The sequence below is a fragment of the Paenibacillus sp. GM2FR genome (assembly GCF_002803325.1).
In the GTDB taxonomy this organism is placed as follows: Bacteria; Bacillota; Bacilli; order Paenibacillales; family Paenibacillaceae; genus Paenibacillus_AQ; species Paenibacillus_AQ lautus.
Window position 1 is genome coordinate 803833 of sequence record NZ_MKZM01000009.1, and the last position, 24220, is coordinate 828052.

The 24220-nt window shown below is 50.1% G+C and carries 21 protein-coding genes; 18 read left to right on the plus strand and 3 right to left on the minus strand.

Features of this window, described 5'->3' with window-relative positions; genetic code table 11:
• Positions 1-297: 297 nt before the first annotated feature.
• The 11 genes from PAEVO_RS24585 (at position 298) to PAEVO_RS24635 (ending at position 13255) form a co-directional block, all read left to right on the plus strand.
• Positions 298-1353: an ABC transporter ATP-binding protein gene (locus tag PAEVO_RS24585; RefSeq protein WP_100540125.1), complete on the plus strand. Its 1056-nt coding sequence runs from the start codon at positions 298-300 to the stop codon at positions 1351-1353.
• Positions 1346-2224, plus strand: a complete 879-nt coding sequence (locus PAEVO_RS24590; protein ID WP_100540126.1) for a carbohydrate ABC transporter permease — start codon at positions 1346-1348, stop codon at positions 2222-2224. Before PAEVO_RS24585 ends, PAEVO_RS24590 begins: the two co-directional genes overlap by 8 nt.
• 30 nt (positions 2225-2254) lie before the next feature.
• Positions 2255-3088, plus strand: a complete 834-nt coding sequence (locus PAEVO_RS24595; protein WP_100540127.1) for a carbohydrate ABC transporter permease — start codon at positions 2255-2257, stop codon at positions 3086-3088.
• Between the two features lie 61 nt (positions 3089-3149).
• Complete coding sequence (locus tag PAEVO_RS24600; protein ID WP_100540128.1) at positions 3150-4466, plus strand: ABC transporter substrate-binding protein; 1317 nt, start codon at positions 3150-3152, stop codon at positions 4464-4466.
• Between the two features lie 26 nt (positions 4467-4492).
• A complete protein-coding gene (locus PAEVO_RS24605) occupies positions 4493-5260 on the plus strand; it encodes a glycerophosphodiester phosphodiesterase family protein (protein ID WP_100540129.1) in 768 nt (255 codons plus the stop codon).
• Positions 5257-6477, plus strand: coding sequence for a sn-glycerol-1-phosphate dehydrogenase (locus tag PAEVO_RS24610; RefSeq protein ID WP_100540130.1), 1221 nt, complete (start codon positions 5257-5259; stop codon positions 6475-6477). Before PAEVO_RS24605 ends, PAEVO_RS24610 begins: the two co-directional genes overlap by 4 nt.
• Positions 6478-6934: 457 nt before the next feature.
• Positions 6935-8902, plus strand: coding sequence for a methyl-accepting chemotaxis protein (locus tag PAEVO_RS24615; RefSeq protein WP_100540131.1), 1968 nt, complete (start codon positions 6935-6937; stop codon positions 8900-8902).
• A 209-nt stretch (positions 8903-9111) separates the two neighbouring features.
• The gene (locus PAEVO_RS24620) at positions 9112-9972 is read left to right on the plus strand and encodes a transporter substrate-binding domain-containing protein (RefSeq protein WP_100540257.1); all 861 of its coding nucleotides are present in this window, start codon (positions 9112-9114) and stop codon (positions 9970-9972) included.
• A gap of 318 nt (positions 9973-10290) precedes the next feature.
• A complete protein-coding gene (locus PAEVO_RS24625) occupies positions 10291-11511 on the plus strand; it encodes an ABC transporter substrate-binding protein (RefSeq protein WP_100540132.1) in 1221 nt (406 codons plus the stop codon).
• 59 nt (positions 11512-11570) lie between these two features.
• A complete protein-coding gene (locus PAEVO_RS24630) occupies positions 11571-12437 on the plus strand; it encodes a carbohydrate ABC transporter permease (protein ID WP_100540133.1) in 867 nt (288 codons plus the stop codon).
• Positions 12437-13255: a carbohydrate ABC transporter permease gene (locus PAEVO_RS24635; protein WP_071221920.1), complete on the plus strand. Its 819-nt coding sequence runs from the start codon at positions 12437-12439 to the stop codon at positions 13253-13255. The genes PAEVO_RS24630 and PAEVO_RS24635 overlap by 1 nt, the downstream gene beginning before the upstream one ends.
• Positions 13256-13491: 236 nt before the next feature.
• Here PAEVO_RS24635 and PAEVO_RS24640 read toward each other — a convergent pair whose 3' ends face one another.
• Positions 13492-14955: a carboxylesterase/lipase family protein gene (locus PAEVO_RS24640; protein WP_100540134.1), complete on the minus strand. Its 1464-nt coding sequence runs from the start codon at positions 14953-14955 to the stop codon at positions 13492-13494.
• A gap of 204 nt (positions 14956-15159) precedes the next feature.
• Between PAEVO_RS24640 and PAEVO_RS24645 the strand changes: the two genes are divergently transcribed.
• From PAEVO_RS24645 to PAEVO_RS24675, 7 genes are all read left to right on the plus strand, one after another.
• Complete coding sequence (locus PAEVO_RS24645; RefSeq protein WP_100540135.1) at positions 15160-16158, plus strand: Gfo/Idh/MocA family protein; 999 nt, start codon at positions 15160-15162, stop codon at positions 16156-16158.
• A complete protein-coding gene (locus PAEVO_RS24650) occupies positions 16155-17150 on the plus strand; it encodes a Gfo/Idh/MocA family protein (RefSeq protein WP_100540136.1) in 996 nt (331 codons plus the stop codon). Before PAEVO_RS24645 ends, PAEVO_RS24650 begins: the two co-directional genes overlap by 4 nt.
• 437 nt (positions 17151-17587) lie before the next feature.
• Complete coding sequence (locus tag PAEVO_RS24655; protein WP_100540137.1) at positions 17588-18487, plus strand: helix-turn-helix domain-containing protein; 900 nt, start codon at positions 17588-17590, stop codon at positions 18485-18487.
• Between the two features lie 294 nt (positions 18488-18781).
• A complete protein-coding gene (locus PAEVO_RS24660) occupies positions 18782-19087 on the plus strand; it encodes a hypothetical protein (protein ID WP_100540138.1) in 306 nt (101 codons plus the stop codon).
• 222 nt (positions 19088-19309) lie between these two features.
• Positions 19310-20122, plus strand: coding sequence for a MurR/RpiR family transcriptional regulator (locus PAEVO_RS24665; protein WP_243390920.1), 813 nt, complete (start codon positions 19310-19312; stop codon positions 20120-20122).
• 221 nt (positions 20123-20343) lie between these two features.
• The gene (locus tag PAEVO_RS24670) at positions 20344-21834 is read left to right on the plus strand and encodes a PTS transporter subunit EIIC (RefSeq protein WP_100540140.1); all 1491 of its coding nucleotides are present in this window, start codon (positions 20344-20346) and stop codon (positions 21832-21834) included.
• A 29-nt stretch (positions 21835-21863) separates the two neighbouring features.
• Positions 21864-22508 carry an N-acetylmannosamine-6-phosphate 2-epimerase gene (locus PAEVO_RS24675; protein ID WP_243390921.1) on the plus strand — a complete coding sequence of 215 codons (645 nt, stop codon included), beginning with the start codon at positions 21864-21866 and terminating at the stop codon, positions 22506-22508.
• 141 nt (positions 22509-22649) lie between these two features.
• Here the strand turns inward: PAEVO_RS24675 and PAEVO_RS24680 are convergent, their stop codons facing one another.
• A complete protein-coding gene (locus PAEVO_RS24680; RefSeq protein WP_012818974.1) occupies positions 22650-23492 on the minus strand; it encodes an undecaprenyl-diphosphate phosphatase in 843 nt (280 codons plus the stop codon).
• An 86-nt stretch (positions 23493-23578) separates the two neighbouring features.
• Positions 23579-24190: a DedA family protein gene (locus PAEVO_RS24685; protein ID WP_100540142.1), complete on the minus strand. Its 612-nt coding sequence runs from the start codon at positions 24188-24190 to the stop codon at positions 23579-23581.
• Positions 24191-24220 lie beyond the last annotated feature (30 nt).

Sequence of the window (24220 nt, forward strand, 5' to 3'; positions counted from 1 at the left end):
ACTTTTGCTCTTTTATGCTTAAGGACTCCATGTCTATCTAGTGTACTCCCATTATGTTAATGCCATGTTAAATCCCTTGATGCGAAGCGAATTTACAAAATCCGTACGAAGGTCTAACACTCTCCTAATATTGCACATCTACAATCGAATTAAATAAAAATGAACAAAAGTGATCATTACCTGTGCATTTAATGCGTACTTATTATCAGGTACATGTAAGGGATTTCATTTTTATGGATTCATTTATTTTTCGCTTGTCATGACAGCATCATTACACTTTCGTGAGGGGGATCGCTCTTGGCATCCATTGAATTTGTGAAAGTAAGCAAGTCGTTTGATCGTCAAACCGTCATACAGGACCTGGATCTTACCATCGAGGACGGAAAATTCACCGTGCTGGTCGGTCCGTCCGGTTGCGGAAAAACAACGCTCCTAAGGATGATCGCGGGCATTGACCCTCAAACCTCCGGTTCCGTTCTTATCGATGGCAAGGATGTTACGCGAATTGCCCCGGGTAAGCGCGGCGTGGCCATGGTATTTCAGAATTACGCGATCTACCCGACGATGTCGGTCCGCGAGAATATCGAGTTTGGACTCGTGAACAACAAGGTTCCCAAAGCCGAGCGTACACGTCTGGTGGAGACCATAGGGGCAACCGTTGGACTGAACGATTACTTGGATCGTAAGCCTTCCACCTTGTCCGGCGGGCAACGGCAGCGGGTGGCTTTGGCCCGGGCGATGGTTAAGAATCCGTCCGTATTCCTGATGGATGAGCCGTTGTCCAATCTGGATGCCAAGCTGAGGGTTCAGATGCGGATCGAGCTGATTGAACTGCACAAGAAGCTGGGAACGACCTTTGTCTATGTGACCCATGACCAAATCGAGGCGATGTCGATGGCAGACACCATCGTGCTCATGAACAAAGGCGTCATTCAGCAGGAAGCGCCGCCTGAAGTGGTATACCGCGAGCCCAGCAATCTGTTTGCGGCCCAGTTTATCGGGGTACCCCCCATGAACATTGCGCCGCTGGGCGACGATCGTACCACATTCGGTTTTCGTCCGGAGAGCGTCGTGATCGGCACAGAACCGGAATCGTTCCATTATACGGCCAAGGGTGAGGTCATCACGCGTGAAATGCTGGGCTCCGAGACGATTTATCAGGTGAGGACAACGGAGGGTCAAGCATTCATGGTGAAGTGCCAAGATGACAAATTCCATGTCGATCAGGAGGTATATCTCGGCGTACCGGCGGATAAATTGTTTTTCTTCGGGGCGGATGAGAACCGGATCGAAGAGCAGGACGTCCGCTATAGGGAGTTCATGGAGCGGCTGAGAGGGCTGGCTCATGGATAAGAAGCGGATCTGGGAAGGGATCAGGCCCTATGTGCTGATCGCGCCGGCCATGGCGGGGATCATGCTGTTTGTGATGTATCCGGTAGGTTATCTGATTTACTTAAGCCTGTTCAAATACAACCTGATGAACAAGGACAAGAGCAAGTTTGTCGGACTGGACAATTTCACCCAAATTCTGGGCCGTGGGGATTTTTACAAAGCGCTCTGGAACACCTCCGTCTATACAATCGGCGTCGTGATTCTTACCATGCTGCTGTCCCTGTTGATTGCGGTGTGGCTTAACAAAAAGGGGCGTTTCAATTCGGTCGTTCAGGCCGGGATTTTCACGCCGCACGTCGTTTCCATCGTGTCGATCTCCCTGGTCTGGCTGTGGCTGATGGAGCCGAATCAAGGACTTCTCAACTATCTGTTCAAGCTGGTTGGGCTCCCGCCGTCCGCATGGCTGCAAAGCTCCAAGACCGCATTGATATCCGTCATTATCGTATCGGTCTGGCAGGCCATCGGTTATTACACCCTGATTATCGTGGCGGCCCTGCAGAGCATATCGCCAAGCATCTATGAAGCGGCGGCGCTGGATAATGCCAGCAGGTTCAAGGTGTTTTACAAAATCACATTACCGATGATTTCGCCGCAGCTGTTTTTTATCCTGATCATCATGACGATTGGTTCCTTCAAAGTATTCGACACCGTTCAGGTGATGACGGGAGGAGGACCGAATAATGCAACGACCACGCTTGTGTATTACATATACGGCTTCCGAACGACCAATATTGGTTATTCGGCCGCGACAGGCGTTGTGCTCATGGCGATTATCGGATTGCTCACATTCATCTATTTCCGGCTGCTGTCCAAGAAGGTTCATTATCAATAAGGCTTTGGCCATGCAGAAAGGAGGCACAGTTTGAAGACCTTTGACTTAAAAATCGTATGGACGGCGCTGGGCTATTTGCTGAAGGCTGCAGTGCTCATGATTTTCATCTTCCCGTTCCTGTGGATGATCTCCACATCGCTCCAGACATTCCGGGAAACGATGACGTTTCCGCCGACGTGGTTTCCGGCCTCACCGCAGTGGGGCAACTTCGCGGAGGCGATGAATGCAGGTCCTTTTCTGACCTATTTCAGGAACTCGGTTGTTGTCACCGGATCCATCATCATTCTGCAGTTCCTGATCATGATTCCGGCCGCGTATGCATTTGCAAAGTATAAGTTTCCGGGAAAAACACTGCTGTTCGGCATGATCCTGCTGGCATTCATGATTCCGGGCCAGGTTACGTTCATACCGGTCTATCTGATGATGGCGGATTGGGGATTGGTCAAAACCCTGCTGCCGCAGATCATCCCGTTCATCTCGAATGCCTTCGGCATCTTCCTGCTGCGACAGTACTTCATGCAGATTCCGGAGGAAATCATTGAAGCGGCCCGGCTTGATAATGCGACTGAATTCAAAATCATTCGGAAAATCATGATTCCCATGTCGAAGCCGGCACTTGCTACCATCGCGCTGTTCAGCTTTGTCAGCCACTGGAATGACTATTTCTGGCCGCTCGTCATGACCGACTCCGCTGCCGTCCGGCCGTTGACCTTGGGGATCGCCATGCTAAGGGAGACCGAGGGCATCAGCAACTGGCACATCATTATGGCCGGCAATGTGATGCTGGTGGTGCCTATCCTGCTTGTGTATGTGTTCTGCTCAAAGCACATCGTGAAGGCTTTTGTTTATTCAGGCATTAAATAATTTCAGGAAACGACAGGGTTCAGCAATTCACAATCGAATGATTAATGGAGGAATGAGTCATATGAAATCCAAATGGTATACACTGCTATCCGTCATTATGCTGTTCAGTTTGCTTGCCGCGTGCGGTGGTGGGAGGACTTCCGGTAATACTGGCGAAGCGCCGGGAAGCGGGGGGACCGAAGCCCCGTCCGGAGACAAGGGGAAAACCACGGTTCAGTTCTGGCACTCGCTGGGCGGTAAGAATGGGGAATACATGGACGCACTCATCCAGCGCTTTAATGCATCCCATGAGGATATCGAAGTAGTAGGCACCTTCCAGGGAAGTTATGACGAGACGGTAACCAAGCTGCAGCAGGCGATAGCATCCGATACCGGTCCGGATGTCAGCATGCTGGAGCGAGCCTACGTTCAGATGTTCGCCGATTCGGAAGTGCTTGAGGATCTGACGCCTTATCTTGAAGGCTCTGGCATCAGCGCCGATGATTTTACGGCGGGGCTGATGGGACACTCCATCTTCAATGATCAATTGGTATCGCTGCCGCTGAACCGTTCCACCCCGATTCTGCATGTGAACAAAACCTTGCTGGATGAGCAGGGGCTTCAAATTCCGACCACATGGGAGGAGCTGAAGGAGGTCGCAAATGCGCTGGTGGTCAAGGAAGGCAGCGAGTATAAGCGATACGGCGTTACGATGCCTTATGACACTTGGTATCCGATTGCCATGATCTCGCAGGCGGGCGGAACATTCTTCAATGATGATAATACGTCAATCGGCTTCGGGGATAACGGCGCCGGCGCCAAGATGTTCACTTACCTTAAAGACCTGCAAAGCACAGGCGCCTTGTATTATCCGCCGGCTCAGGATTCCGGCAACATTGTGAACAGCATGTTTGTGGAAGGCAAGGTCGGCATGATGTATCAATCTACGGGATCGATTGGCGGGCTGTCCAGCGCGGTGGATTTCGATTACGTGACGGCATTCCTGCCTAAGGACGAAGTGTATGCGAATCCGACCGGAGGGGCGAATGTGACCATGCTGTCCTCTTCCAAAAACAAGGAAGCGGCATGGGAGTTCATCCGGTGGATGGAGATGGAAGAGGAAGGCGGTCTTGAATTTATTTTGCAATCCGGTTACCTGCCTTTCACGAAGAAGATGGTGGAGTCGGAGCAGATCCAGGAGCTGTGGGCCAAAGAACCGAATCGCAAAGTCGCCTATGATCAGCTGGAATTTGCCGTTGATACCAATAAGGACGTGGCATGGCCGGAGATTATGCATGAGTTCTTCTCGGCCATGGAAGCGATCATGTATGACAGCAAGGATATTCCGGCTACGCTGGATACCTTCAAGAAAGAGACGGAACGGATTTTGGCCCAATAACAACTGGTAAAGGAGTGGCAGGACATATGATCGAACGACTACGGGAACCATCCTGTATGATGGTGGCTGCACACCGCGGGTATAAATCAGCTTATCCGGAAAATACGCTGCTGGCCTTTCGCAAGGCGTTGGAGTTAGGGGTAGATATGCTGGAATTTGATCTCCGGCTGACCCGGGATAAGGAAGTGGTGGTTATCCATGATGCAACGGTACAGCGTACGACGAGCGGCGCTGGCGAGGTGAGGGATTTTACGCTTGCGGAACTGAAATCTCTGGATGCGGGCGGCTGGTTCGCCCGGGAGTTTGAAGGATTGAAGATCCCGACGCTTGCGGAGCTATGCGAACTGCTCCGGGAATTTCCCGAAGTTCTGTGCAACGTGGAGATTAAGCCAAGCCCCGATGCCAAAGAAACCGCAGACCTGGCGGTTGATGTGCTGAACCGATACGGGTACCTGCCGCGCTGTGTATTCACCTGCTTCGATGCAGAAGTTCTGACCCATATTCATGATACGCATGGTCTGAAGACACAGGGTTTCCCTGGTGAGAAAATGTCCCGATTTGTCTTCGGCGAGGATGGAGCCTACTCCAAGATGTGGGCAATCGGCGTGGAGATGTCGCTGCTTACGCCTGAGCTCGTTGCCCGGTTCCAGGAACAGGGGCTCCTGGTTTGGAGCTATTGCCCCGATGATGAGGAGGGTGTTCGCTATTCGCTGGAATGCGGGGTCACCGGCATGACCTGCAATGACCCGCTCCCGGCGATGGCGGTGATCGGAAAGAAGGGCACGCTGATATGACCTCCATTTTATCGAATGTCCGAAGTTTGGCTGCGGATTTACCTGCTGGGCAGCTTTCGAATCTGGACGAAGTGGAGTCTATTCAGATCCAGTCCGGAGCTCTGCGCGAGGTCGCGGGTTACCTTGAGACGAAACGGTGGACCTCGGTGGTGATGGTCGTAGACGGCAATACCTATGACATAGCGGGCCAGCCGCTTGCGAACCTGCTCACGAAATCCTCGATTCAGGTCCAAGTCACCCGGCTTCTTCCGGATTGGAAGGGAGATGTTATCGCGGATGAGGTTTCCCTGATTCAGATCATACTGGATATCCAGCAAAGCGGGCCGAAGGCGGTGCTGGCGGTAGGCGGGGGAACGATTCACGATATTAGCCGGTACGCTGCTTATACCGCGGGTATCCCGTTCATCTCGGTACCCACGGCCGCTTCGGTGGATGGATTTAATTCCAAGGGAGCGCCCATCATTATACGGGGCGAGAAGAAGACGATTCCGGCCATTGGACCGAGCGCGATTTTTGCGGATGTCGATATTCTCATGTCGGCTCCCCCGCAGCTTACCGCAGCCGGGTTCGGGGATATGCTGGGCAAGTATACGTCGCTGTTCGACTGGAAATTCGGAAGCTTGGTGGCCGGCGAACCCTATTTACAAATCTCGGCGGATATTACGCGATCCGCGCTCGACCAATGCGTGAACGGGGTTGAGCTGATTGGGAAGCGGAGTGAGGAGGGGGTGCGCATCTTAATGGGTGCGCTCATCGAATCCGGTTTAGCCATGCTGCTGTTCGGTCAATCCCATCCCGCTTCGGGCTCGGAGCATCATCTGTCCCACTATTGGGAGATGGAGTTTATCCGGCTAGGGGAGAAGCAGCTGCTGCACGGAGCCAAGGTAGGTGCCGCTTGCGTGGAAATCTCGAAGCTGTATCACCGTCTCGGGGAACAGGGGCTTGAGATGAACATAGGCGCCTCCCGAGGTGCGGATGACGTTGCACTTCGGATCACGCAGCACTGGAACGAAATCCGGTCGCATATAACGCAAATCCCGGAGCCGGAAGAACTGGGGGATCTGATGCGAATGGTCGGCGGACCGGCTGGGGTGTCGGAGCTTCCGATCCAAAGCGAGCTGCTGAAGCGGAGTCTGGGTGAAGCCCACAAGGTTCGATTCAGCCGATACACGCTGCTCCATGCCTACAATGAACAGGGATATCTATTCGTAAACTAAGGATCCACATGCAATGAAATAAGGCTGTTCCCTAAAAGCAGATCATTCTGCTTGATAGGGGACAGCCTTATTTACTTTTATCCAACTGTGCTTTTATTCCTCCGTTCCATATAAACTCAAGTAATTCCTGCAACATGTTAGTAACGACTAAAGATATATGAAAAAAATTATATATTCAAGTCTTTTGGACTAGGTAAACCCCTGAGCATTTCGCATTACCACGTCGATGTCGAATTGTGTAAAATGTCTCATCAACCTATCAAAAAATGAACATACCCTACCGATAACTAATAAAGCGGAGTCTTATTTCGCCATTTTATACCATAATTTTTTGACGTAATTTGTTCATTTTTGTTTGTAGAGAGAAAAGTCCTTACAGAAAAAAGAGCACTTGCAAAAATTTTGGACGAATGATCGGATAGGACCCAGGCACTATTTTTGGGAGGGTTTATACAGCATGCTTAAGAGTCTCAAGCAAAAAATGATTACAATGATTTGTTTGCTCTTGCTAGTCAGTCTTGGATCCGTCTTTGCCGTAACTTACAACCGGTCCTCCGATTTGCTTCAGGAGAGTTTGGACAAGGAAGCACAGCTTAGCGCGGAGAAGCTGGCGCTTCAGATCGACCAATTTCTCGACGTGGAAATTGCCAAGGTTGAAACCATTGGGAAATTCGTCACAGGGAATAAAGCGCAGGATTTGCAATTGATACAAGCGGCGCAGGAAGTGAACCCGGAATTTGAGACCTTTTTCTTCTCATACGATTTGACAGGGAAGAACGTCATCAACTTTCTGGGCGAAGTGACCGACGTGTCCGACCGCGTCCATTATCAGGAAGCCGGGAAGGGCGAAGGTAAGCTGGTTGTGTCGGAGCCGGTGCTTTCCAAGCGTACGGGCAACAACATCGTTACGATGATCATTCCGTTGATGAAAGATGGAAAACAGTACGGTTACATGGGCTCTACCCTTCCAATCAACGAGGTGCAGAAAAAAGTATCCTCCCAGACCTTCGGAGATACCGGATACGCTTTTCTTCTAAGCAAAGCGGGAACGTTCATGTGGCATCCATCAGAGGAATTCGTTCTTCAAAAGAAGGTCGAAGATGTGGAAAGCACGGAATTATCGCAAGCTTTTGACAAGGTGCGTCAAGGCGAGCTTGGAGAATTCGACTATGTACTGGATAACGTTGAGTACTCGGCGGCCTACGCACCATCCAACTTAAACTGGGGCGTGTTCGTAACGGCACCGACCCAGGAGCTGAACGCTCCGATCAAGGAAATGTCGTTTACTTTAGTCATTATCTCGGTTGCTGCTCTGTTCGTTTCCGCCGCTGCTGCGGTTTGGTTCACGGCACAGATAGTCCGGCCGATCCGCAGGCTCAACGCGGCGGTTAAAGAAGTTGCAGCGGGTGATTTGACCAAAACCATTCAGGTTAGCGGCAAGGATGAGGTTGCCGTCCTTTCCAGCGATTTTAACCAGACGGTATCGCATCTGAAGCATCTGGTCGTTGGGGTGAACGATTCCTCCCGCCAAGTCATGTCGGTCACGGATACCGTTTCGAGCGGGGTGGATACGGCCATGGACAGCGTGGACCGAATCGGTTCTTCCATTCGCCAAATTGCCAGCGGAGCACAAGCTCATGCTTCAAGCTCCAACGAAATCGCGACGTCCATGAGCGACATGGCCAGCGGAATCGTCAAAATCGCCGAGACATCCTCGATGGTGTCCGAAGCCGCGCAGGAAGCCGCTAGTCAAGCGGAGACCGGATCGGTTGTTGTTGAGCAAGCCGTGAAACAGATCGGCAACATCGGCGTGGGCACGTCCAAGGTTGGCACGGCGATTGAACGTTTGAATGAGCGTTCCTCGGAAATCGAGCAAATTTTAAGCTTTATCACGGAAGTGACCTCCCGGATCCGACTGCTGTCCCTGAACGCTTCCATCGAGGCTGCCAGAGCGGGCGAGCACGGACGCGGCTTTGCAGTCGTGGCTGAAGAAGTCAAGAAGCTGGCTGGACAGTCCGAGGTATCAACCGATCAGATTGCAAAGCTGATTACGGAAATACGCGAGGATACGATTAATGCTGTACAGGTCATGGACGTCAGCCGGAAGGATGTACAGGATGGCATCGCGCTGATTGAAGAGGTGCGCGAGAAATTCGATAACATTCTGAGTGCGACACGGAACGTGGCTGATCACATTTTGGAGGTATCGGCGGCTTCCGAGGAAATGTCGGCGGGATCCGAACAGGTCAGCGCTTCGGTTGAAGAGCTGAAATCCATTGCGGATTTGACTTCCAATGACGCACAGAATGTGACCGCCGCCGTGGAAGAGCAAATTTCAACCATCAAGGAAATTTCGAACTCCGTTAAACATCTGGAGACGGTCGCTCAGGAGCTTAGCAAAGAGCTTGCCAAATTCAGTCTGTAGCATTCCCTAAATCTTATGGACCGCACGTAAGGGGACTTGAGAGGGGGGATGCCTGGAAGCAAAGAAACTCGAATCGTAACCGTGTAAGGCAGTAAGTCAGGGGAAGTACCAGCAAGACGATGATCAGAGTGTTTCAGGCAGATCGATGCCACTGCCAACTAAAGGGCATCAGGATGTACAACTAGATGAAAACTGGAGGAAACGAAGACATGGCTAAGAATTGGAAAAAGGTATTGCTAGCAGGGGTAGTCAGCTTATCATTGGTAGCAACGGGTTTTGCTGCAAACGAGGTGCTCACATCACCGGAGGTATCCGCTAAATCGGCTTCGACCAATGCACCCGGACAGCTAAAGAAACAAGCGGCTTCCCAGCTTGACGAAATTATCGAAAGAGGCTACATCCGGGTTGGCATGACAGGGGATTACAAACCGTTTACATATTTGAATCCTGTTACAAAAGAGTATGAAGGTTATGATGTTGATGCGATGGAAGAGCTCGGTAAAGATCTTGGCGTGGAAGTTCGCTACGTCAACACCACTTGGTCCAACATGATGAAGGACTTGCAGGCTGATAAATTCGACATCGCAGTAGGCGGCGTTACCCGCAACACGGCAAGACAAAAAACGGCTTATGTGTCCCAAGGGTACATTTCCTTCGGTAAAGCACCGTTGATCCGTGCCGAAGACAAAGACAAATACCTTACAATTGAAGACATTAACAAACCTTCGGTTCGCATTGGTGTCAATCCAGGCGGAACAAACGAAGTATTCGTACGCGAGCATTTGACGAAAGCTAATGTGACCGTCGTTCCAAACAACCTGGATATCCCGCATTTGGTAGCGGACGGTACGTATGACGTGATGATTACCGATACGATCGAAGCGATTACGTATGCAAAAGCAGATTCCAGACTGTATGCTGCATTGACGGATAAGCCTTTCACGAACAGCGAAAAAGGCTACATGATTCCTCGCGGCGACTTTGAATATGCAAGCTATCTGGAAATGTGGATTGACGAAATGAAGCTGCAAGGCAAGTTTGCCGACATTCATAAAAAATGGTTGGAGTAGGTTGCATCGGGCTATGAAACGATAGCCGAACCTTGCCAGCAGATCAGGATGAAGACCCTGATCTGCTGGTTTTTTTTATGTCTATGGGAGGGTTCCGTTTCAACGGATCTAAACCATAGGATACTTTCAAAAAACTTTCTCTATACGTGATCTGTTTTCTGTGAAGGAACGTCAAATAGACGTTTTTTTCTGTTGTCTTACACGGTATCTGGAGCGCTGCCTTGGAGCCCGGAAGGTTTACCAACCAAGCAAAAAGGGTAGTAAATAGACATGGACTTTGACCAAAACTACATCAGGATATGAAATGGGGGGCAGACCATGAAGCTTGGTAAATGGATCGCGGCGTGTTTGGTGATCGTACTGATGCTGACCGCATGCGGAGCAACAGAGGAATCGGGACGCGTGCAGCTTGAATTTTTTCAGAATAAGCCTGAAGCGAAAGGTTCCTTTGATGCACTAATTGAGAAATTTAATCAATCCCAATCCGAGATCAAGGTTGTTCAGGTAAATCCGCCGGATGCGGAGACCGTACTCAAGACAAGAGTCGTCAAGAATGATATTCCTGACATTATCGGCATGGGTGCAACCGATACCTATTCATTGCTGGCGCAAAGCGGCATTTTTATGGATTTGACAAATAATCCGCTGCTGAGTCAGGTGGATGAGACCTATGTCCAGATGCTGAAAGACGTAGCGGGGATGGACGAGGTTACGGGCATTCCCTATTCAACGAACGCTAACGGCGTGATGTACAATACGGAAATTTTCAAGGAATTGGGGCTCAGCGTTCCCAAGACCTGGGACGAGCTGTTAGCTACGGCGCAGAAGGCCAAGGATGCGGGGAAAATCCCGTTCTATTTCACTTATAAAGACGATTGGCAGACGGTGCTGCCGTTTAACGCATTGGCATCCAATCTGGAAGGCATTGACTTTTACATGGATCGGCGGGAAGGCACGGTAACGTTTGCCGAGAAATACCGGGAGATTGCGGAGAAGCAGCTCGCGCTGATGGATTATGGCCATGGGGATAACTTTGGCAAGAACTACGCGGACGGCAACCGGGATTTTGCGAGAGGCCAATCCGCCATGTATATCCAAGGAACCTGGGCGATTCCGGAAATCCGGAAAGCGAATCCGGATGCACCGATCGGCTTCTTCCCTATGCCAACCGGCAATAAACCCGAGGAGAATAAACTAATATCGGGTGTCGATACGTTACTTGCCATATCCGAGGATTCGAAGCATAAAGAGGAGGCCCAGCAGTTCATTCAATTTTTGCTGGAGCCTGAGAATAGCAAGCAGTATATAACGGAGCAAACGCTGTTCTCCACCGTTGAGGGCGTAAAGCAGGAGGATCCCGCCGTCGCAGAGCTTCTGCCTTATCTGGAGCGGGGCCAGGTCATCGATTTTGCCGACCACTACATTCCCGCGGCGGTGCAGCTGAACTCGGTGATTCAATCCTTCCTTCAGAACCGGGATATCGACGGGTATCTGAAGAAGCTGGACACCGAATGGGACAAGGTAGCTGACAGGCGTTAACGGGCGGAAGGCGGTATTTTCTTCACACGATATCCAAGAAGCATTGAGGAGGACCCAACATGAACAAGCGGCTTATGCCTTATTACTTGATGACCGTGCCGGCGGTCGTGCTGTTCTTCGTATTTCTGACGCTGCCGGCTTTGCAGGGGGTGTATTACTCCTTCACGAACTGGAACGGATTCGGCGATAACTTCGATTTCATCGGATTCAAGAATTACGTCAATCTGTTTAAGGACGGCAACGTGGGCAATGCGTATTGGTTCACATTCAAATTCGCGGTCGTGGTAACCATCCTGATCAACATCTTCAGTCTGCTGATTGCCATGGGGCTGAATGCCAAAATCAAAGCGAGGAATTTCTTCAGAGGCATCTACTTTCTTCCGAATATTCTGAGTGTGCTGATTGTTGGTTACATATTCAACTACCTGTTCTCGAATGTGTTCACCATTTGGGGACAGAACCTGGGGATCGAGTGGCTGTCCACCAATATCCTGGGCAGTGAACAGCATGCCTGGATCGGGATTGTGGTGGTAGCGGTATGGCAGGGCATAGCGTATAACACGATCCTGTATCTCGCGGGGCTCCAGACCATCCCTCACACACTGTTTGAAGCGTCCAATCTCGATGGGGCGAACCGCTGGCAGGAATTTTGGAAAATAACGTTTCCGCTGATCGCGCCGTTCTTTACGATCAACATGGTGCTGGCGATGAAGAATTCCCTGATGGTCTTTGATCAGATCGTCGCCCTCACCAACGGCGGTCCGGGCCGGGCGACGCAGTCGATCTCCCACCTGATTTATACGGGCGGCTTCGAGGGAGGAGAGTTTGCTTATCAATCCGCGAACTCCGTGATCTACTTCATCCTGATTGCAACGATATCGATTGTGCAGATTCGGTTCCTGCAGAGAAGAGAGGGGGACATGTAATGCGGACGAAAACCAACTGGACGGTGATGATTCTCATCACATTGGGTACGATACTGATCTTGTTCCCGCTGTATATGACGATCACGATTGCGCTTAAAACGCCGGAGGACATGCTGGCTTCCGTATTCGGCCTGCCGAAGGAGCTTCATTTCGAGAATTTTACGAATGCCATAAAAATGACCAATTTCTTCAACGCGCTGGGCAACAGCGCCATGGTAACGACAGCAACGGTGGTGCTGACCCTGCTGACCAATTCGCTCGTCGCTTATGCGATTGCCCGCAATATGAACCGGAAGTTCTTCAAAGGCTTGTACTTTTATTTCATCAGTGCCATGTTCATTCCATTCCCGATCATTATGCTGCCGCTGGTCAAGCTGACAGCCGGGTTTAATATGACGAATCTGGTCGGGCTTACGATCCTGCATACCGTATATGCCTTGGCATTTAACGTATTTGTGTACGTGGGTTATATTAAATCCATCCCGGTTGCGCTGGAGGAGGCGGCCCGAGTGGACGGTACCTCGACTTGGGGGACCTTCTGGAGGATCATATTCCCGATTATGGCGCCGATCAATGCGACGGTGGGCATTCTGATTTGCCTCTCGACCTACAATGACTTCCTGCTGCCGCTCATCATTATCAGCGATACGGATTCCTATACGCTGCCGCTTGTGCAGTATATATTCCAAGGGCAGTTCAATACAGACTTCAATCTGGCCTTTGCTTCATACCTGATGGCGATGCTCCCGATGATCATCATCTATCTGTTCGCACAGAAGTGGATCATCAATGGCATTACGCAGGGAGCTGTGAAATAAGGCTGCTTCCTGCCTTATCCTAGGGCCCCCTTAGTCCTCACCATCCTTTCGCTGCAGCAGGCGGGGGCTGGGGAGCCCACGATCAGCGGCATGTACATGTACGGCCCATAATAACAAAAAGCTGTATTCCAGCATGATATCCATGATGTCATGCCTGGAAATACAGCTTTTTTGCTGCCATAGGATTCTATTGAATTCTATTGGCATAAGGGACTCCTTGCTTATGGCTTGCTATTTTATAATTGCAGCATTTCCCGCTTCTCCGCATCCGGGTCCTCGATGACCCTGCTGTCGTTGTTGAATATCATCGTTGAACGCGATGCCCGATCATAAGCAGGCCACGGCAGAGCCTCTGTATCCGGTGAGCCATTGCGCGCAAATGCAATCCAAGCATCCTGCATCCGGTCGGACAGGGCTTGCGTAGCGGCATCGACTTGAACACCGATGTTCTGAAACAGCGCCAGCGTGTTGAATACAAACGGGATTTCCAGGGCGTGCATCGCTTTGCCGAGAACCGGATGATTCGGCAGCGTCCAATCGAATCGGTACATCCATACCGGCGCGTGTTTGCTCTGAGCGGAAGCGAACTGCAGGGCCGAGCGCCAGAAATACAGGTCGGTCATAATCTGGGCATGTCCGTCGATGCTGTACGGGTACTCCTTGGTGATTGGGGCGGCATCCTCAATGCCGGTCATCATCTCCACGGTGCGGACAAGATCGTTCTCCTTCACAAGCGGCATGTCCGGCCGGAAGAACAAAGCCCCTTCATCGTGATTTGTTCCGATCAGGATCGGCACGTCTTTGGCCCAGCCCGATTGAACAGCCTGCAGCGGATCATGAGGCAGCGTGTCCGGTTCCAGCACCGGCTGGAAGATCATGTTGACGCCGGCTCCAATTCGTTTCTTCAGCCGTTCCCCGGCTTCAAATATTTGCTCACCTGTGAGGGATTCAAGCTGATGGGCCTTATCAGGCGTTATGTCCAGCTCCTTAAGCAAACCAGCCGTTACCATCTTTGCCTGTTCCGGAGCCATGACCTGGGCAGCACCGCTTTGCATGATGGCCCGGTGGAACAACCCTTTGGCTGCCGGCATTGCTAGTAAGGCTGCAATGCTCATGCTGCCGGCCGACTCTCCGAATACCGTCACTCGCTCTGGGTCGCCGCCGAAGGCCGCGATATGATCCCGCACCCATTGCAGGGCGGCGATCTGGTCCAATAAACCGGTATTGGAGGAATAGGTTTCACCGAATGGAGAGAGATGGAGAAAGCCGAGCGGACCCAGCCGGTAATTGAGCGTTACCACAATCACGTCTCCACGGAGAACGAAGGGCGCGCCGTTATAGCTTGGCAAGCTGCCCGAGCCTGTGACAAAAGTGCCCCCGTGAATCCATACCATGACGGGCAGCGGCTCCGCCGGCGTGTTCAGGGGTGCCCACACATTGAGATAGAGGCAATCCTCGGACACCGTTTTGGTCACTCCTCCGCCAAGCATGCTTGAGGTGGATTCAAGCGGTTGAAGGCACATGGGGCTGAAGGCGGTAGCATCTTTTATCCCGTCCCATGGATCGGGGGATACGGGAGCACGGAACCGAAGCGGACCGATCGGTGGCTTTGCATAAGGGATTCCCTTCCATACACGTACTCCGTTTTCCGAACTGCCTTGAATACGCCCGTCTTTTGTTTGAACGACAAGTTCTGACATGTTCTCGCTACACCCTTTCTCTCTACTCTATATATACACTTTACCAAGTTAGCGGCATAAGTTCAAAAAAGCACGAATTTGAGAAATATAGGCAGGAATGTCATGTCACATGAAGAATGTAACAGGGTGGAGTAATATTCGTTGACAACGGATACGGCATCACCTTTTGGTCCAAGTCATTACAGGTATACTGGAGGGATAAGCATGAACATAGCGATTTTGGGCTGTGGAACGATGGGAACGGCCTATGCGCACAACTTGGCGAAAATGCCGGGAGTAACGGTGACAGGCGTGGTTGATATTAACGCCGGGCGGGCTGAGCGGGCAGCAGCTTTGACCGGGGCGAAGGCATACACGGATGTAGAGTCGCTGTTTGAACAAAAAGATTTGGAAACGGTTGCGGTGTGTCTGCCCACCTATCTCCATAAACCGTTTGTACTGAAGTTAGCTGAAAAAGGACTGCACGTCATCTGCGAAAAGCCGGCAGCATTAACGCTGGAGGATGCGCAGGAAATGAAGGCAGCCTGTGAGAAGCACGGAGTCCGGTTGTTTATCGGACATGTCGTCCGGTTCTTCCCGAACTATCATGACGCTTATCGGCAGGCCCACTCCGGAAGCATCGGAACACCGAAGATGGCTCACTTTAAGCGGTACGGTTCGTATCCGCAGGGTATGGATGGATGGTATAACGACCCGGGCAAGAGCGGCGGTGTTATCATGGACCTCATGATTCACGATATCGATTTTGCCTGCTGGCTGTTCGGGGAAGTGGAGTCGGTATATGCTTCCATCGTTAAGCGGGATGAGCCTGAGATGGAGTATGCCCAGCTTACGCTTCATTTTAAAAATAGCGCAATCGCCAGTCTAACCGGCTATTGGGGGTATCCCGGACCGTTTACAACGCAGTTCGAGATCTCGGGAGACCAGGGAATTATAAGATTTGACAGCAATCAGGTGCAGTCTCTGGACATTAAACTGGTGAATGCGGAGGCAGGCGAGGGAGCAGCCGTACAGGTTCCTTCAAGCCCAAGCCTGTATGACCCTTATTATAACGAGGTGCAGCATTTTATCGAGTGCATCCGAAACGGCAGCGAACCGCTCGTAAGTATTAAGGATGCTTGCTACGCCGTTGAAATCGCTCAGGCAGCGGAGCAATCGGCCCGGACTGGACAGCCCGTGATGATCGGAGGGACGGTTTCATGAAGAAAGTTAAAGTAGGCTTTATCAGCTTTGCCCATATGCATGCAGCGAGCTATCTATTCGGCATGCTGAAGCGAGATGATGTCGAGGTGGTCGGCGTCGCCGATGAAGACGCGGAGCGCGTGCGCCCTTACTCCGTGGACCGGGGCATACCGTATTATGCAGACTATAATGAATTGCTGGCACAGGAACTGGATGCGGTTGTCATCTGTTCGGAGAATGCGCGTCATGCGGAATTCACCAAACTTGCCGCTGCGGCAGGTAAGCATGTGCTGTGCGAGAAGCCGTTAGGCTTGTCCGAGTCCGAAATGCTGGAGATGATTCAAGTGTGCAAGGATCATGGCGTTCAGCTCATGACGGCTTTTCCTTGCCGTTATATTACGTCCGTTCGTCAGGCGAAGGAAGCGATTGATGCAGGGCAAATCGGCGAAATTTTGGCCATGAAGGGAACCAACCGGGGAACCATGCCGGGCGGCTGGTTTATCGAACGGGAGAAATCGGGCGGCGGCGCCGTATTGGATCATACCGTCCATGTGATGGACCTGATGCATTGGTTTACGGGCAGCAAGGCAGAGGAAGTATACGCCCATGCGGAAACGCTCTTCCATGACACAGAGATTGACGATGCCGGCATGGTCCACGTCAAATTCGCGAATGGCGTTGTTGCTGTACTGGACCCAAGCTGGTCCCGTAATCGCACCTTCCCTACCTGGGGGGATGTCACGCTTGAGATCATTGGCACCAAGGGTGTGCTGAACATTGATTCCTTTGCTCAGAAGAACGATGTCTACAGCGATGTAACTGGTAAAGCGGCGTGGAGCTTCTGGGGCGATGACATGGACGCAGGTCTCGTCAACAGCTTTATCGACAGCATTCGCGATGGCAAGCCGGTCGAAATAACGGGGGAAGACGGCTACTATTCTGCCCGTGTAGCCATTGCAGCGTACGAATCCGCAAGCACCAAGCGCACCGTTCAGCTGAAGCCGCAGGGATAGTGCGGTATGCGGCTTAGCCGTACAGCAGAATGCGCTCGGCTATATAATGCGGGAGTGCCCTGGAGTTCGGGGATCCACCGAATTACAACGGGTAGAGGAAACTGTCATCAGGGATGACATACATTTTTCCTGCCCGAGACGAGGCTGCTGTGAATCACGGAGCCAGGCCTCTGTTGAGGCGCGTCTTAGCTTTCTTATGGCATGAGTTCGCTTGCAATAGGCCTCTTCGATGATCGTAATCGAAGGGGCTTTTTTTATTTCAGAAAGATTAAATTTCAGAGCTTGAGCCTCCCTGATCTCCGCAAGAAGACAGCTTCCGCTATTTGCGATTGGTTTTGCGAGAAATCACGTCGACAGACGGTTATCTTATGTTGGCAAAAAAGATCAAAAACGCTCTTCTCCCGTTTGGTATCCTAATAACAAAGGAGGGCCTGACCTTGAGTACCCAGCGTATCATCCAAAAAAGTATAGCGTACATGGAGCAGCATCTGGAGGAGCAGCTGACCCTCACGGGTATTGCATCCTATGCCGGTTTTTCGCCATATCACTTCCACCGCTTGTTTCGGAAGGAGGTTGGCATGAATATCGCGGATTACCTTAGAAAACGAAGACTCTGTTATGCAGCACAGCTCCTGCTGCACTCCGAGGCTGCGATTATCGACATTTCCCTGCACTGTCACTTCGAGAGTCAGGAGTCGTTTACGAGAGCATTTAAAAAATTGTACGGCATGCCGCCGGGGCGTTACCGCAAAATCTTTGCGGTTCACGCTCAACACTCAAGCTACCAAAAAGGAGAGGATCATATGCAGCAGCAAACGCAATCCGCATTAAAAGGCTGGTTTCTGAGCGGAAGTCATCCGCATGATTATGAAATCGGCGTCGACCGGTCCACCGTCCACCAAGGAAGCACTTCCGGTTACCTAAAAGCCCTTACCCCAATGGAAGATGGCGCTTTTGCGACCATGATGCAGCAGTTCAAAGCCGACAAGTATGCGGGCAAGCGGATGCGGTTCTCCGGCTTTGTCAAAACCGAGAACGTCAAAGAATACTGCGGGCTGTGGATGCGCGTCGATAATCGTGCGGAAGACGTGCTCCAATTCGATAATATGAATGACCGGCGCATTGTGGGCAGCACGCACTGGAATCACTATGCGATCGTGCTCGACGTACCCGAGGACAGCGCCACGATTTCGATCGGTGTCCTGCTGATGGGGACAGGCAAGGTGTGGGTGGACAGCTTCCGCTTTGAAGAGGTGGATCTCAGCGTACCTACGACGAACCTCGACTTTCACTATGAGCTGCTGGAGGAGCCCGCCAATTTATCGTTTGAAGAGTGAGGCAGAGGGGTTTCAAGCTGCTATTGAGAATGAATCCTGGCTCATCGATGGATAGGGGATTCCCCGTACAACCATTAGGCAGAAGTCCCTCCTTATCGGAGGGCTTTTTCTTCATGGATGAATGGTTGCGCTGCACCATATTTACTCCTATGATGGTCTTGAGCAATTATCCCTATCATTCTGACAATCATAGAGAGCATTTAGCGCATTAGAAACTTTTATCATCCGCATCTTTTCTTGTCCACGATATTTCTGAAGAGTACGAGTATCTATTTACCAAAAGGAAGGTGTACGATGCAGGTAATAACGCTATGCGGCTCGACCAAGTTTAAAGCACAGTTTCGGGAAGTCGAAGCTGCGCTTACGTTAAGCGGACATATCGTTCTTAGTGTCGGTTTTTTTGAGCAGAGCGACGGGATCGAGATCACGGAGGAGCAGGAGCGGAAGCTTAAAGAGCTGCACTTCCGCAAAATCGATATGTCGGACGAAATCTTTGTAATCGATGTGAATGGCTATATTGGAGACAGCACTCGGGCTGAGATTGAATACGCCAGCTGTCATGGTAAGAGGGTACGGTATTATTCAAAGGACCAACTGTAGTAGTCTGCTCCTCGAAGTACCCGCATTTATGATATTCGTTGACGGACAGAACGGACGTTGTTTACTAAAAATCGGTCTTCCGGACGAGCTCGATATCATTCTCTGTATATCCGTTTTTACGAACTAGGATTCAGGATGGGCACTAGCATTCACGCCCATAGCAATAATATTGAATCCACATGCTTTTTTTGTTATAATTCCCAAATGGCGGTGGTGGATTCAATGGATATTTATATGGTTATTCAGCAGTTATATCCGAGTTTCTCGAAGAAAGAACAGTTGGTAGCGAATTATATTCTTCAAGAAGGTCAATCAATTAATAACATGAATATATCTGTGCTGGCGAACCATGTTGGTGTCTCGAATGGGACAATCACGCATTTTTGCAAGAAGATTGGTTGCCGTAATTTTGCCGAATTGAAGGTTCAGTTGGGCAGGCTTCGTACTGCGACGGCTCCTTCGGCGGAGGACAATATTCTCATACAAGTATCTAAATTCTATCAGACGGTCATTGAGCGTTCGAATCAATTACTGGACATTACATATTTGCATCGACTTGCTGAAGCGATTAAGAGCGCAGCACGAATTTACATATACGGAATCGGGAGCTCGGGACTTTCAGCGAAGGAAATGATGCTTCGCTTGCTGCGTATGGGCTTCAATGTGCAGAGTATTACGGATTCTCATTTAATGCTGATCAATAGTTCGATCGTGAACGAGAATGATTTCGTTATTGCGATTTCCAGTTCAGGGGAAACGTCCGTCATTGTCGACGCAACCAGAATTGCAAAGAATAATGGGTGCAAAGTCATCTGTCTGACCAGCTTCTCCGAAAGTACGCTGGCGCAACAAGTGGACTCTTTTATTTTGGTCTCCAATACATTGTTTGTTGATAAAGAAAGGTTTGTAAATAGTCAATTTTCCGTCATGTATGCGATAGATATTTTATGTATGATCTTACTCGAGGATGCGGATTTAAATAGTCGGATGCAAATTACAGTAAATACGATTCTTGAACACAACCGAATGGATTAATAATAAAGCTTTCATCGTACCTGTGAACCTCAGAAGTTGACGTATTTTTCGTCTGCTGGAGGGCACAGGTTTTTTATTGTGATTGTTCATACTAAGTGTCATAGCTTATTTACCAAAAATAAAATTATTTCAGTTAAATTATATTTACTAAAATAATTTCATGATGTAGAATTGACATATCGCGATGGAATACAATGATTGATCCAATAGGAGGAAAATCCATGTTTAAACAGTTGCAAAAGCTTGGTAAGTCATTTATGTTACCGATTGCAATCCTACCTGCTGCGGGTTTGCTGCTTGGGATTGGGGGAGCCTTATCGAATGCGAATACGATTGCTGCATATCCGATTCTGAATACGCGGTTTTTACAAGCTGTTTTTCAAATTATGTCGGCAGCCGGCAATGTTGTGTTTGCCAACTTAGCGCTAATCATGTGTATTGGTCTTGCCGTGGGGCTAGCGAAAAAAGATAAAGGTACTGCTGCGCTGGCGGCAGCCGTCTCGTTCCTGGTTATGAATGCATCGATTGGTGCAATGATCACGGTATTTAATCCAAGCGTTGAATCCATTGACACCGGAGTTGTAGGGGCTATTGTCATTGGTATCCTGGTTACTTATTTGAACAATCGATACCGTGGGATTCAATTACCTTCCTTTCTAGGATTTTTTGGAGGCTCACGGTTTATTCCGATCGTCTCATCTTTTAGTGCTATTTTTGTAGGCGGGATCTTCTTCTTAATCTGGCCTACGTTTCAAGGCTGGCTGGTAGCGGCAGGGACTGCTATAGCCGGAATGGGATATTTCGGTACCTATTTATACGGATTCTTGCTTCGTCTTACAGGTGCTGTCGGTCTACACCATATGATTTATCCGATGTTCTGGTTCACAGAGCTGGGCGGTGTCGCCACGGTTGCAGGTCAGCAAGTGGTGGGTGCGCAGAAAATCTTTTTTGCCGAACTGGCTGATCCGAATCATGTTGGAATGTTCTCCGAAGGAACCCGTTTTTTTGCAGGACGTTTTGCTACGATGATGTTTGGTCTTCCTGCGGCATGTCTTGCGATGTATCATTGCGTTCCGAAGCACCGTCGCAAGCTTGTGTTTGGTTTGTTCTTTAGTGCAGCGCTGACATCGTTCCTGACAGGGATTACGGAGCCGATTGAGTTTATGTTCTTATTCGTCGCTCCTTGGTTATATGTGATTCATGCGGCTCTAGATGGTCTATCCTTTATGATCGCGGATATGTTATCCGTTCGTATCGGGAATACCTTCTCTGGCGGGGCCATCGACTTCATGCTCTTTGGGGTTCTGCAGGGGAATGCCAAAACTAATTGGATCTATGTCATTATTGTGGGGCTCTTCTGGGCTGTCATCTATTACCTTGTGTTCCGCTTCTTAATTACGAAATTCAATGTGGCGACACCGGGACGTGAAAGTGATGGGGAGAGCGTATCGGTTGAAACCAAGGACAGTATTGGAGAGACCGCGATGAAAGTGCTGAATGCGCTTGGTGGCAAGGAGAACCTGGAAGATGTCGATGCATGTATTACAAGACTTCGTGTTGCAGTCAAAGATGTATCGAAAGTAGATAAGGATACAATCAAAGAACTGGGTGCTACTGCAGTATTGGAGGTAAAAGGCGGGGTTCAGGCTGTATTTGGCGCAAAAGCCGACTTAATTAAACAAAAGATAAATGAGGCTATTGGAGAAGAATAAAAGAGGATATGGCATGGAGGGAACATATTGTGAAACGAGGATTAATTGTATCATGTCAGGCTTTGCCAGGCGAACCGTTGCATAGTTCATTTATTATGGGACGTATGGCCATTGCGGCAGCCGAATCCGGTGCGGTGGGGATCCGTGCTAATAGCGTTGAAGACATCGAGGAAATAAAGAAGCAAGTTGAGCTGCCCATTATTGGCATTATCAAAAAAGACTATCCGGGCATGCAATCGTTCATTACAGCGACCATGACCGAAGTAGATGCGCTTGTTGGTACGGGGGTTGAGATTATTGCTGTGCAAGCAACGATGGATCAGGATGAGGCATTCCTGCAATCGATCTTTACAAAATATCCTTCGCAGAAGTTCATGGCGGATATCTCCACAACGGAAGAGGGGTTGCGAGCAGAACGATTGGGGTTCCACTACATTGGAACGACACTTATTGGTTATACACCGCAGTCTCAGCATGTGGAGAAGTTCACCGTGCTGGAAGAACTGATTAAGCAGTGTAAGAAGCCAGTCATTGCAGAAGGCAACTTCAACACGCCGGAGCAGGCTGCAAGAGCGATCGAAATGGGAGCTTATTGTGTGGTTGTAGGCAGCGCCATCACAAGGCCGCAAATCATCGCGAAATGGTTCTCGAATGCGGTAAACGAAATTCTATGACAAAAGAGATACAGTTAGAACGATAGCTATCCGCGCACCTTTAATCAAAGGCGGGGCTGTCCCAAAAGTCATTGAAGATGACTTAGGGACAGCCCCGCCTTTTTTCAATCTTGTGCATTCCATATACATGAACGAACGGTTTTACAGATAAAGCACCAACGCAATAATAGCAGCGAGCACGATCCGATAGATCGCAAACGGCACCAGCTTGATCCGGTTAATCAGCTTCAGGAAGAAGCGGATGGAGATCAAAGCGAAGACGAAAGCCGCTACGAATCCGGCGATGAAGAACGGAAGAGCCTCGAGCGTGAAGTATTCCCAGTTCTTCAGCAGCGACAGGAAGCTGGCTCCGAACATGATCGGCACAGCCATAATGAAGGTAAAGTCAGCCGCTGCGCGATGACTCATGCCCAGCATGACGCCTCCGGAAATGGTGGAGCCGGAGCGGGAGAAGCCTGGCCAGAGCGACAGACATTGAATCAGTCCGACGCTGAATGCCTGCCTGTACGTAATTTGATCGACAGTGACCACTTTCGGCTCTTTTTTCGAGCTGACCTTGTCGGCAACGATCATGAAGATGGCTCCGATCACAAGCCCGATCAGTACCGTTTCGGTAGAAAATAAATGCTCGTCAATAAGGTCTTCGAACAAGACGCCCAGCACGCCCGCCGGAATCAAACCGACGATAACCTGGCTGAGTCTCAGTCTGCCCGTACCCGCCGGTACGCCGGCTTCTGGTTTTTTGCGCTTGAGTCCCAAGAGATCCAGGAAGCGGTCCTTGAACACCACGATAACGGCGAGAATGGAGCCGAGCTGAATGACGACCTTGAACGTGTTGGCTACGTATTTCGTCAGAAACTCCTCGGATTTCAGCCACATATCATCAACGATGATCATATGACCGGTAGAGGATACAGGAGCGAACTCGGTCAGTCCCTCGACGATTCCCAGAATAATTGCTTTGAGGATGGTTAAAAAATCCATGACCTATAGTCTCTCCCTTACAAAAAATATTAAATGTAATGATATGAATGATGAATGGCATGAAATGCGTGTGATCCAAAGCTGACTTAAGCTGACTTTCTCCGCTTGCGGAAGAAAAAGAACAGGAACGCAATCACGGCCACAGCTATTACAGCATAAGCGATATTGGAATAGACGTCCATGAAGGCCACGATATTTTCCCATGAATCACCGACAGCGGCTCCCACGCATACCAGAATAACGTTCCAGATCAGGGTACCGATGGTCGTGAAGAGCAGGAACATGCCGAACTTCATGTTGGACATCCCCGCCGGGATGGAGATCAGGCTCCGGATCAGTGGAATCATACGGCAGAACAGCACGGTCCAGTAGCCGTATTTATCGAACCAGGCATCCGCCTTGCGGATGTCTTCTTTTTTGACGCGGAGGATATGCCCCCAGCGATCCACGATTTTTTCAAGCCGCTCAACATCGAGCAGGCGACCAATTCCGTACAGAATAACAGCACCGGCTATAGATCCGATCGTAGCTGCAATAATGACGCCCGGGACCGTCAGTTTCGTGTAGGTGGTCATAAATCCGCCGAAGGTAAGAATGACCTCGGAGGGAATCGGCGGAAATACGTTTTCCAGCGCAATCATCAGCAGGATGCCGACATAGCCGAACTTCTCCATAATGTCCGTAATCCAGTTTTCCAAAAGTTACACCTCTTTCAAAAGATAAGGATG